This window comes from Pseudomonas sp. Kh14, from assembly GCF_900291005.1.
Lineage (GTDB): Bacteria > Pseudomonadota > Gammaproteobacteria > Pseudomonadales > Pseudomonadaceae > Aquipseudomonas > Aquipseudomonas alloputida.
The window spans coordinates 178,045-193,322 of sequence record NZ_OLKJ01000014.1 but is presented as its reverse complement, the minus strand read 5'-3'; the positions used below and the strand labels follow the sequence as shown (position 1 = coordinate 193,322).

14 protein-coding genes are annotated in these 15,278 nt (G+C 64.5%); 8 read left to right on the top strand and 6 right to left on the bottom strand.

Annotation, left to right across the window (positions count from 1 at the left end):
• Positions 1–100: 100 nt before the first annotated feature.
• The 3 genes from dapE to FQ668_RS07075 are packed head-to-tail and all read left to right on the top strand — an operon-like array spanning position 101 to position 2,459.
• Positions 101–1,252 carry a succinyl-diaminopimelate desuccinylase gene (gene dapE / locus FQ668_RS07085; RefSeq protein ID WP_014592148.1) on the top strand — a complete coding sequence of 384 codons (1,152 nt, stop codon included), beginning with the start codon at positions 101–103 and terminating at the stop codon, positions 1,250–1,252.
• On the top strand, positions 1,252–2,064 hold the full coding sequence (locus tag FQ668_RS07080; RefSeq protein ID WP_014592149.1) for a putative RNA methyltransferase: 813 nt from the start codon (positions 1,252–1,254) through the stop codon (positions 2,062–2,064). Before dapE ends, FQ668_RS07080 begins: the two co-directional genes overlap by 1 nt.
• Before the next feature lie 17 nt (positions 2,065–2,081).
• Positions 2,082–2,459: a hypothetical protein gene (locus tag FQ668_RS07075; RefSeq protein ID WP_010952612.1), complete on the top strand. Its 378-nt coding sequence runs from the start codon at positions 2,082–2,084 to the stop codon at positions 2,457–2,459.
• A 122-nt stretch (positions 2,460–2,581) separates the two neighbouring features.
• Here FQ668_RS07075 and FQ668_RS07070 read toward each other — a convergent pair whose 3' ends face one another.
• On the bottom strand, positions 2,582–2,791 hold the full coding sequence (locus tag FQ668_RS07070; RefSeq protein WP_003252255.1) for a cold-shock protein: 210 nt from the start codon (positions 2,789–2,791) through the stop codon (positions 2,582–2,584).
• Positions 2,792–3,024: 233 nt separating this feature from the next.
• Between FQ668_RS07070 and plsB the strand changes: the two genes are divergently transcribed.
• The 3 genes from plsB (at position 3,025) to FQ668_RS07055 (ending at position 6,706) form a co-directional block, all read left to right on the top strand.
• A complete protein-coding gene (gene plsB, locus FQ668_RS07065; protein WP_019437669.1) occupies positions 3,025–5,511 on the top strand; it encodes a glycerol-3-phosphate 1-O-acyltransferase PlsB in 2,487 nt (828 codons plus the stop codon).
• 76 nt (positions 5,512–5,587) lie between these two features.
• On the top strand, positions 5,588–5,986 hold the full coding sequence (locus tag FQ668_RS07060; RefSeq protein WP_003252249.1) for a YbaY family lipoprotein: 399 nt from the start codon (positions 5,588–5,590) through the stop codon (positions 5,984–5,986).
• A gap of 33 nt (positions 5,987–6,019) precedes the next feature.
• Positions 6,020–6,706, top strand: coding sequence for a DUF4197 domain-containing protein (locus tag FQ668_RS07055; RefSeq protein ID WP_010952609.1), 687 nt, complete (start codon positions 6,020–6,022; stop codon positions 6,704–6,706).
• A 399-nt stretch (positions 6,707–7,105) separates the two neighbouring features.
• Here the strand turns inward: FQ668_RS07055 and FQ668_RS07050 are convergent, their stop codons facing one another.
• The gene (locus FQ668_RS07050; protein ID WP_019437670.1) at positions 7,106–10,171 is read right to left on the bottom strand and encodes an efflux RND transporter permease subunit; all 3,066 of its coding nucleotides are present in this window, start codon (positions 10,169–10,171) and stop codon (positions 7,106–7,108) included.
• A gap of 6 nt (positions 10,172–10,177) precedes the next feature.
• Positions 10,178–11,278 carry an efflux RND transporter periplasmic adaptor subunit gene (locus FQ668_RS07045; protein WP_010952607.1) on the bottom strand — a complete coding sequence of 367 codons (1,101 nt, stop codon included), beginning with the start codon at positions 11,276–11,278 and terminating at the stop codon, positions 10,178–10,180.
• Between the two features lie 249 nt (positions 11,279–11,527).
• Here FQ668_RS07045 and FQ668_RS07040 point away from each other — a divergent pair, with 249 nt between their 5' ends.
• A complete protein-coding gene (locus FQ668_RS07040) occupies positions 11,528–12,169 on the top strand; it encodes a TetR/AcrR family transcriptional regulator (protein ID WP_019437671.1) in 642 nt (213 codons plus the stop codon).
• Between the two features lie 66 nt (positions 12,170–12,235).
• Here FQ668_RS07040 and FQ668_RS07035 read toward each other — a convergent pair whose 3' ends face one another.
• Positions 12,236–13,012, bottom strand: coding sequence for a class I SAM-dependent methyltransferase (locus FQ668_RS07035; RefSeq protein ID WP_019437672.1), 777 nt, complete (start codon positions 13,010–13,012; stop codon positions 12,236–12,238).
• 104 nt (positions 13,013–13,116) lie between these two features.
• Here FQ668_RS07035 and FQ668_RS07030 point away from each other — a divergent pair, with 104 nt between their 5' ends.
• Positions 13,117–13,737 (top strand): hypothetical protein, encoded by a 621-nt coding sequence (locus FQ668_RS07030; protein ID WP_019437673.1) that lies wholly within the window; start codon positions 13,117–13,119, stop codon positions 13,735–13,737.
• Positions 13,738–13,739: 2 nt separating this feature from the next.
• Here the strand turns inward: FQ668_RS07030 and FQ668_RS07025 are convergent, their stop codons facing one another.
• Entirely contained in the window at positions 13,740–14,429 is a 690-nt protein-coding gene (locus FQ668_RS07025) for an extensin family protein (protein ID WP_019437674.1), read from the bottom strand.
• Complete coding sequence (locus FQ668_RS07020; RefSeq protein ID WP_014592159.1) at positions 14,429–15,259, bottom strand: oxaloacetate decarboxylase; 831 nt, start codon at positions 15,257–15,259, stop codon at positions 14,429–14,431. The genes FQ668_RS07025 and FQ668_RS07020 overlap by 1 nt, the downstream gene beginning before the upstream one ends.
• Positions 15,260–15,278: the final 19 nt, after the last annotated feature.

Below are 15,278 nucleotides of genomic sequence, written 5' to 3'. Positions count from 1 at the left end.
TTCGCGGGCACGCTCGCGAATGGGCCGTGCTGCCCGAAACCATTTGATATAAGATAACGCCCCTCAGATTTCCCCGCCTTGCCTTGCCCCGGAGTCCCCCATGACGGCCCCTGCCGAGCTCTCGCCTACCCTTCAACTGGCCTGCGACCTTATCCGTCGCCCCTCGGTCACCCCCGTCGACGCCGATTGCCAGGCGCAGATGATGAGCCGTCTGGGCGCCGTCGGTTTCCAGCTGGAGCCGATGCGCATTGAAGACGTCGACAACTTCTGGGCTACCCACGGCAGCCAGGACGGCCCGGTACTGTGTTTTGCCGGCCACACCGACGTGGTGCCTACCGGCCCGGTCCAGCAATGGCAGCATGAACCCTTCGAGGCACTGATCGACGCCGACGGCATGCTCTGCGGCCGTGGCGCCGCCGACATGAAGGGCAGCCTGGCGTCCATGGTCATCGCCAGCGAGCGCTTCGTGCAGGACTACCCGAACCATCGCGGCAAGGTCGCGTTTCTGATCACCAGCGACGAGGAAGGCCCCGCCCACCACGGCACCAAAGCGGTGGTCGAGCGCCTGAAAGCGCGCAACGAGCGCCTGGACTGGTGCATCGTCGGCGAACCGTCCAGCACCACCTTGTTGGGTGACGTGGTCAAGAACGGTCGCCGCGGTTCGCTGGGCGCCAAACTGACCATACGCGGCAAGCAGGGCCATGTGGCCTACCCGCACCTGGCGCGCAACCCGATCCACCTGGCCGCCCCGGCCCTGGCGGAACTGGCTGCCGAGCACTGGGACGAAGGCAATGCCTTCTTCCCGCCAACCAGCTTCCAGATCTCCAACCTCAATTCCGGCACCGGCGCTACCAACGTGGTCCCGGGCGAGCTGACCGCGCTGTTCAACTTCCGCTTCTCTACCGAGTCCACCGTCGAAGGCCTGCAGGCCCGAGTGTCGGCGATTCTCGACAAGCATGAACTGGACTGGTCGGTCGACTGGGCACTGTCGGGCCTGCCGTTCCTGACCGAACCAGGCGAGCTGCTCGACGCCGTGGCGGCCAGCATCAAGGGCGTCACCGGTCGCGATACCCAGCCTTCCACCAGCGGCGGTACCTCCGATGGCCGCTTCATCGCAACCATGGGCACCCAGGTGGTCGAACTCGGCCCGGTCAACGCCACCATCCACCAGGTTGACGAGCGGATCCTGGCCAGCGACCTCGATCTGCTGACCGAAATCTACTACCAGACCCTGGTCCGGTTGCTCGCCTGATGCTTGCCTGCCCGCTTTGCCAGGCGCCGCTGAGCCGGCTCGACAATGGTGTGGTGTGCCCGGCTGGCCACCGCTTCGACCGCGCCCGCCAGGGTTACCTGAACCTGCTGCCGGTGCAGCACAAGAACAGCCGCGACCCCGGTGACAACCAGGCCATGGTCGAGGCACGCCGCGACTTTCTCGACGCGGGCCATTACGCGCCAGTCGCCCGCCGCCTGGCCGAGCTGGCCGCCGAGCGCCAGCCTGGCACCTGGCTGGACATCGGCTGCGGCGAGGGTTACTACACCGCACAGATCGCCCAGGCCTTGCCGGCCGCCGACGGCTATGCGCTGGACATCTCCCGCGAAGCGGTCAAGCGCGCCTGCCGCCGAGCACCGGCGGTCACCTGGATGGTCGCCAGCATGGCCCGGGTACCGCTGACCGATGCCAGCTGCCAGTTCATCGCCAGCGTTTTCAGCCCGCTGGACTGGGCCGAGGCCAAGCGTTTGCTCAGCCCCGGCGGCGGCCTGATGCGGGTCGGCCCGACCAGCGGCCACCTGATGGAACTGCGTGAAGTGCTCTACGATGAAGTACGCCCTTACGCCGACGACAAGCACCTGGCCCTGGTCCCTGAAGGCATGGCCCACGCCCACAGCGAAACCCTCGAGTTCCGCCTGAGCCTGGCCGCGTCCAAGGCCCGCGCCGACCTGCTGGCCATGACCCCACACGGCTGGCGCGCCAGCGCCGAAAAACGTGCCCGGGTGATCGACCAGCCCGAGCCGTTCGAGGTCACGGTTTCCATGCGTTATGACTATTTCGTGCGCCAAGACTGAGCACACCCGGAGCCCTTATGCGTCAACCTGATATCGAGATCTACCTGAAGGACGCCGACGTCGACCACAAGCAGATTGCCGAGTGGCTCGCCCAGGCAATCGGCCCGTGCACCGAGTGGAAGCAGAAAGGCCATACCTTCAAATGCCAGGCCGGTAACATTCCGGTCACTTGGTTACCCAAGGCTGTAGGGAAATGGAACAGCCTGTACCTGGAAAGCGACCAGACGCCGTGGGCCGATGACGTTGCCTGCGCCCGCGCCGCATTTGCCGCGCTGGGTGTGGAAGTGCGCTGCGCGCCGGGTGGCTGGGTCGAGGAAGACGGGGAAGAAGATGCTGACCGCTGGGTCCGCATCAGCGCCGACGGTGAAGAGGAAATCACCTGGCGTACATCATGAAACGGCAGCCTTGCTCGTTTCTGTAGGAGCGGGTTTACCCGCGAACACGGGCTATGCCCGTGGCAGCCACCGTGGTGGCTGCTTCGCGGGCAAGCCCGCTCCTACGGCTTGAAACCAGAGGCTCAGAGGCCCACTACGTCTTCGGCTTGCAGGCCTTTCTGGCCCTGCACGCAGGCGTACTCCACCCGCTGCCCTTCGACCAGGGTACGATGCCCCTCACCGCGAATCGCCCGATAGTGGACGAAGACATCCGCACCACCTTCGCGCTGAATGAAGCCATAACCCTTGGCATCGTTGAACCACTTTACATTCCCAGTCTCACGAGACGACATCTGAACTACTCCGGATTTTTATTGTGAAGATCGCCTTGCAGGCACGAGGTCACCTGCCCCGTGCCAACGCCGCTTGCCGAAATATCCTGCAAGTGGCAGGCCGAGTATATGACACAGAACAAAAAAAATTGATGACGGTCCCGTCGTTGGCCGAATTTTGCTGAACTTACGCCGATACGGCAGACTAAATAGCAGAATACCCACCTGAAAATCACACCCAGGGCACACACCCCATGACCCGTTCCCCCCTGCACCGCCTGATCTTCGGCGGCCTGCGTCGCCTGTTGTACCTGTGGGTGCGCTCCGAGACCATCAACCAGTCTTCCATGACCCTCAACCTCGACCGCAGCCGGCCGGTGTTCTATGCGCTGCCCTCGCCCGCGCTCACTGACCTGGCCGTGCTCGACCACGAGTGCACCAAGGCGGGGCTGCCGCGCCCGGTGCTGCCGGTAGCCGTCGGCCCACTGCAGGAACCCGCCGCGTTCTTCTACCTGACCCCCGACCCGGACTGGCTCGGCCGCCAGGACAAAAGCGGCGCCCCGCCCACGCTCGAGCGCCTGGTGGCTGCCGTCAGCCAGCATGCCGAAGAAGATGCGCAGATCATTCCTGTCAGCGTGTTCTGGGGCCAGACCCCGGCCAGCGAGTCCAGCCCCTGGAAGCTGCTGTTCGCCGACAGCTGGGCGGTAACCGGGCGCCTGCGCCGGCTGCTGACCGTACTGATCCTGGGGCGCAAGACCCGGGTACAGTTCTCCGCGCCAATCCACCTGCGCGAACTGGTGCAGCACAACAAAGGCCACGAGCGCACCGTGCGCATGGCCCAGCGCCTGATGCGCGTGCACTTTCGCAACCTCAAGACTGCCGTCATCGGCCCGGACATCTCGCACCGACGAACCTTGGTCAAAGGCCTGGTACATGCCCCGCAAGTGCGCCAGGCGATTGCCGACGAAGCGCAGCGCGAGAACCTGCCGCTGGCCAAAGCCGAGGCCCAGGCACTGCGCTATGGCAACGAGATAGCCTCGGACTACACCTATACCGCCATCCGCTTCCTCGAAGTGGTGCTCAGCTGGTTCTGGAACAAGATCTACGACGGCATCAAGGTCAACCACATCGAACAGGTGCAGGGTATCGCCCCTGGCCATGAAGTGATCTACGTGCCATGCCACCGCAGCCACATCGACTACCTGCTGCTGTCGTACCTGCTGTTCCGCAACGGTCTCACCCCGCCGCACGTGGCTGCGGGCATCAACCTCAACATGCCGGTGGTCGGTAACCTGCTACGCCGTGGTGGCGCCTTCTTCATGCGCCGCACGTTCAAGGGCAACCCGCTTTACACGGCAGTGTTCAACGAGTACCTGCACACCCTGTACACCAAGGGCTTCCCGGTCGAGTACTTCGTCGAAGGCGGCCGCTCGCGTACTGGGCGCATGTTGCAGCCGCGCACCGGGATGCTGGCCATTACCCTGCGCAGCTTCCTGCGCTCGTCGCGTACGCCAATCGTGTTCGTGCCGGTGTACATCGGCTACGAGCGCGTGCTCGAAGGCCGTACCTACCTGGGCGAACTGCGCGGCGCCAGCAAGAAGAAGGAGTCGGTGTTCGACATCTTCAAGGTGTTCGGCGCACTCAAGCAGCGCTTTGGCCAGGTCTACGTGAACTTCGGCGAGCCCATCCGCCTGGCTGGCTTCCTCGACCAGCAGCAGCCCGGCTGGCGTGAACAGGATCACGGTCCGCAGTACCGTCCGGACTGGCTCAACGCCACCACCGCCCGCCTTGGAGAAACCGTGGCCCGTCACCTCAACGAGGCGGCCGCCATCAACCCGGTCAACCTGGTGGCCCTGGCACTGCTGTCCACCAGCCGCCTTGCCCTGGACGAGCGCGCCCTGACCCGCGTTCTCGACCTGTACCTGGCGCTGCTGCGCCAAGTGCCCTACTCGCCGCACACCACCCTGCCCGAGGGCGACGGCAAAGCACTGATCGAACATGTGCGCAGCATGAACCTGGTGGCCGAGCAGAAGGACGCCTTGGGCCGCATCCTCTACCTGGATGAAGGCAACGCGGTGCTGATGACCTACTACCGCAACAATGTGCTGCACATCTTCGCCCTGCCGGCGCTGCTCGCCAGTTTCTTCCTCAGCAGTTCACGCATGAGCCGCCAACTGCTGGGCCAGTATGTGCATGCACTTTATCCCTATCTGCAGGCCGAACTGTTCCTGCGCTGGACGCCGGAACAGCTGGACGAGGTCATCGACCAATGGCTGGTCGCGCTGGTGGAACAGGGCCTGCTGCGCCAGGACAACGACCTGTACGTACGCCCGGCGCCCAGCTCGCGGCAGTTCGTGTTGCTGACCCTGCTCGCCCGCACCATCACCCAGACCCTGCAGCGCTTCTACATGGCCACCTCGCTGCTGATCAACAGCGGGCAGAACAGCCTGAGCGCCGAAGCGCTGGAAGACCTGTGCGTGATGATGGCCCAGCGCCTGTCGATCCTGCATGGCCTGAACGCACCGGAGTTCTTCGACAAGACGCTGTTCCGCCACTTCATCCAGACCTTGCTTCAGCAAGGCGTGCTGCACGCCGACGCGCAAGGCAAGCTGGGTTATCACGACAAGCTCGGCGAGCTGGCCGAGGGCGTAGCCAAGCGAGTACTGTCGGCCGAGCTGCGCCTGTCTATCCGCCAGGTGGCCCTGCACCGTGACGACGGGCTGGAAACTTCGACCCTCTAACGGTTCATCGGTCGGCAAAATCCGCTAAAGTCCGTGGGGTTGGCCACAAGCCAGCTCCAAGGACACCGGAGATTCCATGAAAAAGCTCTTTATGCTGTGTTGCGCATCCCTGCTTGCAGCCTGCTCCAGCCAAACCCCACCCAACCAGGCCAGCCTGGACGGCGAAGTCTTCTACCTGCAGCGCATTGCCCTGCCGCCTGCCGCCACCCTGAGCGTGGAACTGCAGGATGTGTCGCTGATGGACGCCCCTGCCGTGACCCTCGCGCGCCAGGCCGGTCCGGTCAAAGGCAACGTGCCGCTGCCGTTCCATCTCACCTATGACCCCGCGCAGGTCAAGCCTGGCCACCGCTATGCGGTGAGCGCGCGCATCGAGCTGAATGGCAAGTTGCTGTTCATCAATACCGAACACCACGGTGTCGCGCTTGATGGCAGTGACCCGCAATCGGTACGCATCAAGGTAGATCAGGTTCGCTGATACCCGCACTCATCCGTTTACAAGGAAAGCTTCATGATCCGCACTTCCCTGCGCTTCACCACCCTGTGCGCCGGCCTGCTGCTGTCGGCCAGTGCCCTGGCCCTGTCGCTGGGCGACCTCAGCCAGAAAGACGCCACCGGCGGCCTGAAAGATGCCCTGACCCAAGGTGCGCAGCTGGCCGTCAAGCAACTGAGCACCCCTGGCGGCTTCAGCAACAATCCGGACGTGCGCATCGAGCTGCCAGGCAACCTGGGCAAAGCCGCCAAGGCGATGAAGATGTTCGGCAAGGGTGAACAGGTCGAAGCCCTGGAAACCAGCATGAACAAAGCCGCCGAGGCAGCCGTGCCACAGGCCCAGGCGATTCTGGTGGATGCCGTGAAGAACATGAGCGTGACCGATGCCAAGGGCATTCTCAGCGGCGGTGACGACTCGGCCACCCAGTACCTGAACAAGAGCAGCCGCGAGCAGATCCGCGCCAAGTTCCTGCCAATCGTCAAGCAGGCCACCGACAAGGTCGGCGTGGCCCAGCAGTACAATGCCTTCGCTGCCCAGGCCAAAGGCCTGGGGCTGGTCAAGGATGACGCCAATATCGAGAACTACGTGACCGAGAAGGCGCTGGATGGCCTGTTCGAGATGATCGGCAAACAGGAGCAGAACATTCGCCAGAACCCGGCAGCGGCGGCTACCAGCCTGGCCAAGAAGGTCTTCGGCGCGCTGTAGGAGCGGGCTCACCCGCGAAAGGGCCGGGCCTGCTGGCCAATTTTCACCAGCCGTTCACCGTTGCTGCCGCTACCGTATTCGCGGGTAAACCCGCTCCTACACTGATCTGGACTGCGCGGTCCTCTGTAGGAGCGGGTTCACCCGCGAAAGGGCCGGGCCTGCTGGCCAATTTTCACCAGCCGCTCACCGTTGCTGCCGCCACCGTATTCGCGGGTAAACCCGCTCCTACACTGATCTGGACTGCGCGGTCCTCTGTAGGAGCGGGTTCACCCGCGAAAGGGCCGGGCCTGCTGGCCAATTTTCACCAGCCGCTCACCGTTGCTGCCGCCACCGTATTCGCGGGTAAACCCGCTCCTACACGGCGGCGGGGTTGGACACAGGCCGTTGTAGGAGCGGTCTTCAGCCCTTCTTCACCCTGAACCATGCCGCATACAACGCCGGCAGGAACAGCAGTGTAAGCACCGTGGCCACGATCAACCCGCCCATGATCGCCACCGCCATCGGCCCGTAGAACACGCTACGCGACAACGGGATCATGGCCAGCACCGCCGCCAGCGCGGTCAGCACGATCGGCCGGAAGCGCCGCACCGTAGCCTCGATGATCGCCTGCCAGCGCTCCATCCCTGCTGCGATGTCCTGCTCGATCTGGTCCACCAGGATCACCGAGTTGCGCATGATCATCCCCGCCAGGGCAATGGTGCCGAGCATGGCGACAAAGCCGAACGGCTGGCGGAACACCAGCAGGAACAGTGTCACACCGATCAGCCCCAGCGGCGCGGTGAGGAACACCATCACCGTGCGCGAGAAACTGCGCAGCTGGATCATCAGCAAGCTCAGGACTACCACGATGAACAGTGGCATGCCGGCATTCACCGACTTCTGCCCACGTTCGGAATCCTCCACCGTGCCGCCCACCTCCAGCAGGTAGCCATCGGGCAGCTTGGCGCGGATTTCCTGCAGGGTCGGCAGAATCTGCTTCACCAGCGTCGCCGGCTGCTCCTGGTCGTAGATATCGGCACGCACGGTCACCGTCGGCAAGCGGTTGCGGTGCCAGATAATGCCTTCTTCAAAGCCGTACTCCAGGGTCGCCACCTGCGACAGCGCCACGCTCTGGCCATTGTCGGTGGGCAACGCCAGGCTACCCAGGTTGGCCAGCTCGCTGCGCTCCTGGAGGGTGCCGCGCAGCAGGATCTCGATCAGTTCGTTGTCTTCGCGGTACTGGCTGACCGTGGTGCCGATCAGCGAGCTTTGCAGGAAGCTCGCCAGGTGCGAAGTGCTCACGCCCAGCGCACGGGCGCGGTCCTGGTCGATTTCGAGGAACACCGCCTTGCTGGGTTCTTCCCAGTCCAGGTGCACGTTCACCACATGCGGGTTCTCGCGCACCTTGTCCGCCACTTCACGGGCCAGTGCACGGGCCCTCTCGATATGCTCGCCAGTGACCCGGAACTGCACCGGGTAGCCCACGGGTGGGCCGTTTTCCAGGCGCGTGACCCGGGCGCGCAGGTCGGGGAACTGCTGGTCCACAGTGCTGATCAGCCAACTGCGCAGGCGCTCGCGGTCTTCCATCGACTTGGCCAACACCACGAACTGGGCAAAGCTGGCTGCCGGCAGTTGCTGGTCCAACGGCAGGTAGAAGCGCGGTGAACCGGTGCCCACATAGGCCACGTAGTTGTCGATACCGTCCTGCTGCTTGAGCAGCGCCTCCAGCTGCTTGACCCGCTCGGCGGTATTGGCCAGCGAGGCGCCTTCGGCCAGCTTCAGGTCAACCATCAGCTCCGGGCGCCCGGAGGCCGGGAAGAACTGCTGGGGTACGAAGCGGAACAGCAGGAGGCTGCCGACAAAAGCGGCAACGGTCAGCAGGATTACCGTCTTGCGCCGCCGTACGCACCACTCCACCAGCCGTCGCACGCGCTGGTAGAACGGGGTGGCGTATGGGTCTGGAGCATGGCCGTCCTTGCCATGACGCGCCGCATGCAGCTTGGCCAGGTCGGGTAGCAGGCGCTCGCCCAGGTAAGGCACGAACACCACAGCCGCCACCCAAGAGGTCAGCAAAGCGATGGTTACCACCTGGAAGATCGACCGGGTGTATTCGCCCGTGCTGGAGGCCGCGGTGGCAATCGGCAGAAAGCCTGCTGCCGTGATCAGCGTACCGGTGAGCATCGGGAAGGCCGTACTCGTCCAGGCATAGCTGGCTGCCTTGAGGCGGTCATAGCCCTGCTCCATCTTGATCGCCATCATCTCCACGGCAATGATCGCGTCGTCCACCAGCAAGCCCAGGGCCAGCACCAGCGCGCCAAGGGAAATCTTGTGCAGGCCGATGCCGAAGTAATGCATGGCGGCAAAGGTCATGGCCAACACCAGCGGAATGGCCAGCGCCACCACCAGGCCAGTGCGCAGGCCCAGCGAGAAGAAGCTCACCAGCAGCACAATGACCAACGCCTCAACCAGCACCTGCACGAACTCGCCCACGCCGGCCTTGACCGCCGCCGGTTGATCCGAAACCTTGCGCAGCGCCATGCCGGCAGGCAGGTTATGCGCCAGGCGCTCGAACTCGCCTTCCAGGGCCTTGCCCAGTACCAGGATGTCGCCACCGTCTTTCATCGACACCGCCAGGCCAATGGCATCCTCGCCCATGAAGCGCATGCGCGGTGCAGGTGGGTCGTTGAAGCCACGGTGCACCTCGGCGACATCACCAATCCGGAAGGTGCGATCACCCACGCGAATGGGGAACTGGCGGATCTGCTCGACACTGTCGAAACGCCCGCTCACGCGCAGTTGCAAGCGCTCGCTGGGCGTCTCGAAGAAACCGGCGGTGCTCACCGCGTTCTGCTCTTGCAACGCCTTCTGCACGGCTTCCAGCGGCACGCCGAGGGTGGCCAGCTTGAGGTTGGACAGCTCGATCCAGACTTTCTCGTCCTGCAGGCCGATCAGCTCGACCTTGCCCACATCCTTGACCCGCTGCAGTTGGATCTGGATACGGTCGGCGTAGTCCTTGAGCACCGCATAGTCAAAGCCTTCGCCAGTCAGCGCATAGATATTGCCGAAGGTGGTGCCGAACTCGTCGTTGAAGAACGGGCCCTGGATCTCCGGCGGCAAAGTGTGGCGAATGTCCGCAACCTTCTTGCGGATCTGGTACCACAACTCGGGGATATCCTTGGAGTGCAGCGAGTCGCGGGCCATGAAAGTAACCTGCGATTCGCCGGGGCGAGAGAACGAGACGATCCTCTCGTACTCACCGGTTTCCATCAGCTTCTTCTCGATGCGCTCGGTCACCTGCCGCGCCACTTCTTCAGCGCTGGCGCCTGGCCACAGGGTGCGGATGACCATGGCCTTGAAGGTGAATGGCGGGTCCTCGCTCTGGCCAAGCTTGGTGTACGACATGGCGCCAATGGCGGCCAGCAGGATCATCAGGAACAGGACGATCTGGCGGTTGCGCAGCGCCCAGGCAGAAAGGTTGAAACCCATCGGGACTTACTCCTTGGCCGTCAGGTTCACTACACGGTTGCTGCGGTCCACGGGGCGTACCTCCTGGCCCTCGCGCAGTACATGGCCACCAGCGGCAACCACCCAGTCACCCGGGTCCAGGCCTTCGAGCACCGGCACACTGTCGCTGCCATAAGCCCCCAGGCGCACGGTCGCCCGCTCCAGGCGGCTTTCCTTGTTCACCCGCCAGACATAGGCCTGACCGTTTTCCGCAGTCACTGCCGACAGCGGTACCGCCAGCGGGATCAGCCCATCCTTGGCGATGAACACCCGGGCGCTCTGGCCCAGCTCGGCCGGTACGGCGGCCGTGGTGAAGGCGATGCGCGCCGCGAACGTGCGCGAGCGCGGGTCGGCGGCCGGTGACAGCTCGCGAATGCGCCCCTGGAAACGCGCCTGCGGGTGCGACCACAGCTCCACGCTCACCGGTTGGCCCACAGCGAAGCGGGCAAACTGCTGCTCCGGCAGGCCGATGGCCACTTCTCGCTCGCCATCGGCGGCAAGGGTGAACACGGTCTGCCCGGCGGCGACCACCTGGCCCACTTCAACCTGGCGCTTGGCGATCACCCCGGCCTGCGGCGCACGCAATACGGCATATTCGGCCTGGTTGCCCGCCACATCGAACTCGGCCTTGGCCTGCTTCAGACGGGCAAGGCCTGCACGGTACAGGTTTTCGGCATTGTCGTACTGGGAGTGGCTGACCATCTGCCGCTCCAGCAGCTTCTGGTAGCGGTCGCGTTCGGCGCGCACCAATGCCAGGTTGGCCTCGGCAGCCGCCAGCTGGGCGCGGTTGGCTTCAAGTTGCAGGCGCACGTCCTGTGGGTCCAGTTCGGCCAGCGGCTGGTCGGCCTTGACCCGCTGCCCCTCCTCCACCAGTCGCTTGCTGACCTTGCCGCCAATGCGGAAAGCCAACTCCGGCTCGAAGCGCGCGCGCACTTCGCCGGGGTAACTGTCGGCAGCGGCTTCGGCAGGCTGCGGCTGCACCACCAGCGCCGGGCGCGGCGCGGCGGGTGGGGCGGCTTCCTGGCCACACGCCGCCAGAAGCAGGGCAGCAGCGGCGGGCAGAGCGATGGACAAGGCATGGCGCAACATGATGAATCCTTTCGCGGAGTGCACATTTAATATTTGTACTGGCTGGTATATTAAATCAGCGCAACGATGCCGGGAAGGGCATGCGCTGGTTTTTCGACGACCTGGCTGGAGCCCTCTGGCGCCTGTGAGATCAAGCGGCGGCTGAACGCCCCCCTGTCGATCAGCTGAACGTTGGCAGGCCGCAGGTAAATGTCAGCTAGTTTTAGCCGTATCGCGGCTGACCCGTTAAGATGGAGATTCTTAAACCAGATGCAGACCACAATGCCCAACGACGCACCCATCGGCCCGGGCCGGCCCAAGGACCTGGCCAAGCGCGAGGCTATCCTCGAAGCGGCCAAGACGCTCTTCCTCAGCCTAGGCTACGCCAACACCAGCATGGATGCGGTCGCTGCGGCGGCAGGTGTTTCAAAGCTCACCGTGTACAGCCACTTCACCGACAAACAGACCCTGTTCTGCTCGGCGGTCATGGCCACCTGCCAGGTCCAGTTGCCTGACCTGCTGTTCGAGTATCCCGAGGGGGTGCCGGTAGAAGAAGTACTGCTGACCATTGCCCGCAACTTCCAGGCGCTTATCAGCAGTGACGAAGCGGTCAAACTCAGCCGCCTGATCATGGCCCAGGGCAGCCTGGACCCGAGTTTTGGCGAGTACTTCTACGAAGCCGGGCCCAAGCGCGTGCTCGCAGGCATGGAAGCGCTACTGCGCCGGGCTCATGAGCGTGGGCTGCTGCGCATCGACAACCCGCTGCGCGCCGCGGAGCACTTCTTCTGCCTGGTAAAAGGGGCACCGGATTACCGGTTGCTGCTGGGATGTGCGGGGCCGCTGGAAGGCAATCAAGCCGAGGCGCATGTGCGCGAGGTGGTGGGGGTGTTCTTGAGGGCATTCAAACCCTGATTTCTGGTTTTAGCAGGCTTCTTCGCGAACTTACCCGCGAAGAGGCCTGGGCAGGCCACACAAACGTCAGGCTTTCAACGCCTTCTTCGGATAAATGTCATACCGGCTCGACTTGCCTTCCAGGCTATGGCTCGGCTTCGGCCCATCGATGATCGGTGCCTTGCGCGGGCGCTTCACTACCACCCGGTGGCTGGCCAGCGCCAGGGCGGCTTCGAGCAGGGCCGGGGCATCCAGGTCGTCACCGACCAAAGGCCGGAACACGCGCATTTCCTTTTTCACCAGGGCGCTCTTGTCGCGGTGTGGGAACATCGGGTCGAGGTAGATCACCTGCGGCGCCTCCCCTTCCCAGGCGCGCATGCGCTCGATGGCGTTGCCGGTCAGCAGGCGCATGCGCCCGACAATCGGGCCCACCTCTTCATCCGCTCGCGCCCGCGCCAGGCCGTCCTCCAGCAGCGCGGCAATCAGCGGCTGGCGCTCGATCAGGGTCATCTGGCAGCCAAGGCTGGCCAGCACGAACGCGTCCTTGCCCAGCCCTGCCGTGGCATCCAGCACCTGCGGCCGGATACCTTGGGCAATGCCCACAGCCTTGGCGATCATCTGCCCGTTGCCACCGCCAAACTGGCGGCGATGCGCAGCCTGGCCTTCGACGAAGTCTACACGCACCGGCCCGGGCGCTTGCGGGCCAAGCTGCTGAATCTGCAAGCCGTCGGCGCCCACCTGCACCGCGAAGGCAGCGGTATCGTCCTGCAGCGGCAGGCCCAGGCGTTCAGCCCACGCCCTGGCCTGTTGCGCATACTCAGCTGTCATCGCCTCGACCCTGATACCCGTGCCATGCTCTTCCATCGTTCACACCCGAAAAATCAAACCAAGCCCTTAATGAATCGGCAGCCACGGCCGATACAGGCAATATCCCGCTATTCTGCCAGAGCACAGCGCGCACGACTGCCATGTCAGATACTCTTCCCATCGGCTTGACCTATTTGTCGCCTGTCGGCAACTACAGTCAGCACAACACCCAGGCACTCGGGGGCGTCAGCCACCTGTGGCAGGATTTCTTTGCCCGGGCCATGGCCGAGCAGCAGGAAGAGCCCGTAGACGGCGTCAGCCAGTCGTTCGTGCAGTACGACCAGGACAGCGGCGAACCCATCGGCGGCGCCCGTGCACTGGCCTTGATCGACGCCCAGCGCGCCTGCCCGGTGCACGACACCATCGTGGCGCCGCCCGAACCGTTGTTTCTGCCCAAGGCCGAGCTTGAAGCCAAGCTGCTGCCGCCCGCCCCCGAGCCGTTCAGCGCCATGGAACTGATCGAGCAGCAGCGCCAGCTCGACATCAACAACAGCTGGCTGCGCCCGGTGGTGATGAAGCAGGGTCAGCCGATCGCCGAACCCGGCCCTGGCCCCACGCCACGGTCACTGTTCCTGCCTATCGCCGAGCTGGAAAGCAACCTGCTGGACCCGGCCCCGGAACCGTTCGACGACGCCACCCTGGCCAAGCAGCAGAATGACCTGGAGTTCGACATCCACTGGGCGCGCCCAGTGGTGCTGAACAACGTGCGCGCGTACGCCTGAGGCTAACGACAGATCTGCCAGCGCCCCATGTCCAGGTGAAAGTGGTTGCGGTGCGCAGCGTTGTAGTCCGGCCCCAATACCGTGCTGAAGCTTTCGCATGCGGCCTGCTGCACCTGACGCAAGAATTCCGCCTTCTGCCCGCCCGCCTGCCAGTCACGCGCCAGGATAATGCGCTGGCCGTCCTTCAGGCGAAAACCGCTGATGTCCAGCGCATTGGCCGTAGCATGCTGGCTCAAACGGCCCTGCTTGCGGTGGTAGACGTTGCGGCAGGCAAAGCTGCCCAGGTGATCGACCTGCGTCACCGGTTGCCCAAACACTTCCTGCGCCGCCGGCTGCAAGCCATGGTTTTCGAACAGTGCATAGGCCACCGCCAACGGGCAACTGGCCAGAAAGCTGCTGCTCAGCCGCGCCTGGCCGCCCTCGATGCGCCATACGTTCTGCAGCGGGCAGTTGGCCGACGCCGGGCTGTCGGCTTGTGCCCGGTAACGCAGGTGGCTGGTTTCCAGCGCCTGCCGGCACAGCGTTGGGTCATCGCGTAGGCGCGACAGTTTGTAGGGGGTCAGCAGGTTGGGCGGCTGGCGTACGTCCAGCGGCGCCCAGGGGGTCCATGTGGCAGGCAGGCACCAGCCGAAGTGCCAGGCCAGGCCGGCCACCGTAAGCAGGCCGGCCAGTAGCGCCAGCAATGCCCTCATCAGCGGCGGAACAGATCGTTCAGCTGGGCAAACGGCATTGCCTGCTCACCGTAGCCGAACGTGCCCTCATCGCGAATTTCCTGCGCCGCCCGGTAGAAGGCCCCGAGTGCAGCACGGGCCAGCGACGAGCCAACGCTGACGCGGCGCACGCCCAGGTCCTGCAACTGGTTGACGCTCAGCGGCACGCCCGCCATGCCCATCAGCACATTCACAGGTCGCGGTGCGACTGCCTGCACCACGGCACGGACTTCCTCCACGGTGCGCAACCCGGGCGCGTAGAGCACGTCGGCACCGGCTTCGGCATAGGCTTGCAGGCGCAGGATGGTGTCGTCGAGGTCCATGCGCCCGTGCAGCAGGTTTTCTGCACGAGCGCACAAGGTGAACGGGAATGGCAGGCTTCGCGCAGCCTGCACGGCAGCGCGCACGCGTTCCACAGCCAGCCCGAAGTCATAGATAGGCGCATCACTGCGGCCGCTGGCATCTTCGATGGAGCCGCCCACCAGGCCAATTTCGGCGGCACGCAGAATGGTCTGGGCACAGTCTTCGGGCAAGTCGCCAAAACCGTTTTCCAGATCGGCGGCCACCGGCAGCGCGGTGGCATCGACGATCTCGCCGGCATTGTCCAGTGTATCGTCCAGGCTCAAGGCGCCTTCGGCGTCCGGCCGGCCAAGGCTGAAGGCCAGGCCTGCACTGGTGGTAGCCAGCGCCTCGAAACCCAGGCTGGCGAGCAACTTGGCGGAGCCGGCATCCCACGGGTTGGGGATGACGAACGCGCCGTCGCGCTCGTGTAACGCCTTGAAGGCCTCAGCTCGCAGGGTTTGCACATCCATGGTTCAACCTCCGGCAGTC

Coding starts and splice junctions, on each gene's coding strand:
- FQ668_RS07050 (WP_019437670.1), bottom strand. CDS start 10,171: ATGGGTTTCAACCTTTCTGCCTGGGCGCTGCGCAACCGCCAGATCGTC.
- FQ668_RS07055 (WP_010952609.1), top strand. CDS start 6,020: ATGATCCGCACTTCCCTGCGCTTCACCACCCTGTGCGCCGGCCTGCTG.
- FQ668_RS07035 (WP_019437672.1), bottom strand. CDS start 13,012: ATGGAAGAGCATGGCACGGGTATCAGGGTCGAGGCGATGACAGCTGAG.
- FQ668_RS07040 (WP_019437671.1), top strand. CDS start 11,528: ATGCAGACCACAATGCCCAACGACGCACCCATCGGCCCGGGCCGGCCC.
- FQ668_RS07080 (WP_014592149.1), top strand. CDS start 1,252: ATGCTTGCCTGCCCGCTTTGCCAGGCGCCGCTGAGCCGGCTCGACAAT.
- plsB (WP_019437669.1), top strand. CDS start 3,025: ATGACCCGTTCCCCCCTGCACCGCCTGATCTTCGGCGGCCTGCGTCGC.
- FQ668_RS07020 (WP_014592159.1), bottom strand. CDS start 15,259: ATGGATGTGCAAACCCTGCGAGCTGAGGCCTTCAAGGCGTTACACGAG.
- dapE (WP_014592148.1), top strand. CDS start 101: ATGACGGCCCCTGCCGAGCTCTCGCCTACCCTTCAACTGGCCTGCGAC.
- FQ668_RS07045 (WP_010952607.1), bottom strand. CDS start 11,278: ATGTTGCGCCATGCCTTGTCCATCGCTCTGCCCGCCGCTGCTGCCCTG.
- FQ668_RS07075 (WP_010952612.1), top strand. CDS start 2,082: ATGCGTCAACCTGATATCGAGATCTACCTGAAGGACGCCGACGTCGAC.
- FQ668_RS07025 (WP_019437674.1), bottom strand. CDS start 14,429: ATGAGGGCATTGCTGGCGCTACTGGCCGGCCTGCTTACGGTGGCCGGC.
- FQ668_RS07070 (WP_003252255.1), bottom strand. CDS start 2,791: ATGTCGTCTCGTGAGACTGGGAATGTAAAGTGGTTCAACGATGCCAAG.
- FQ668_RS07030 (WP_019437673.1), top strand. CDS start 13,117: ATGTCAGATACTCTTCCCATCGGCTTGACCTATTTGTCGCCTGTCGGC.
- FQ668_RS07060 (WP_003252249.1), top strand. CDS start 5,588: ATGAAAAAGCTCTTTATGCTGTGTTGCGCATCCCTGCTTGCAGCCTGC.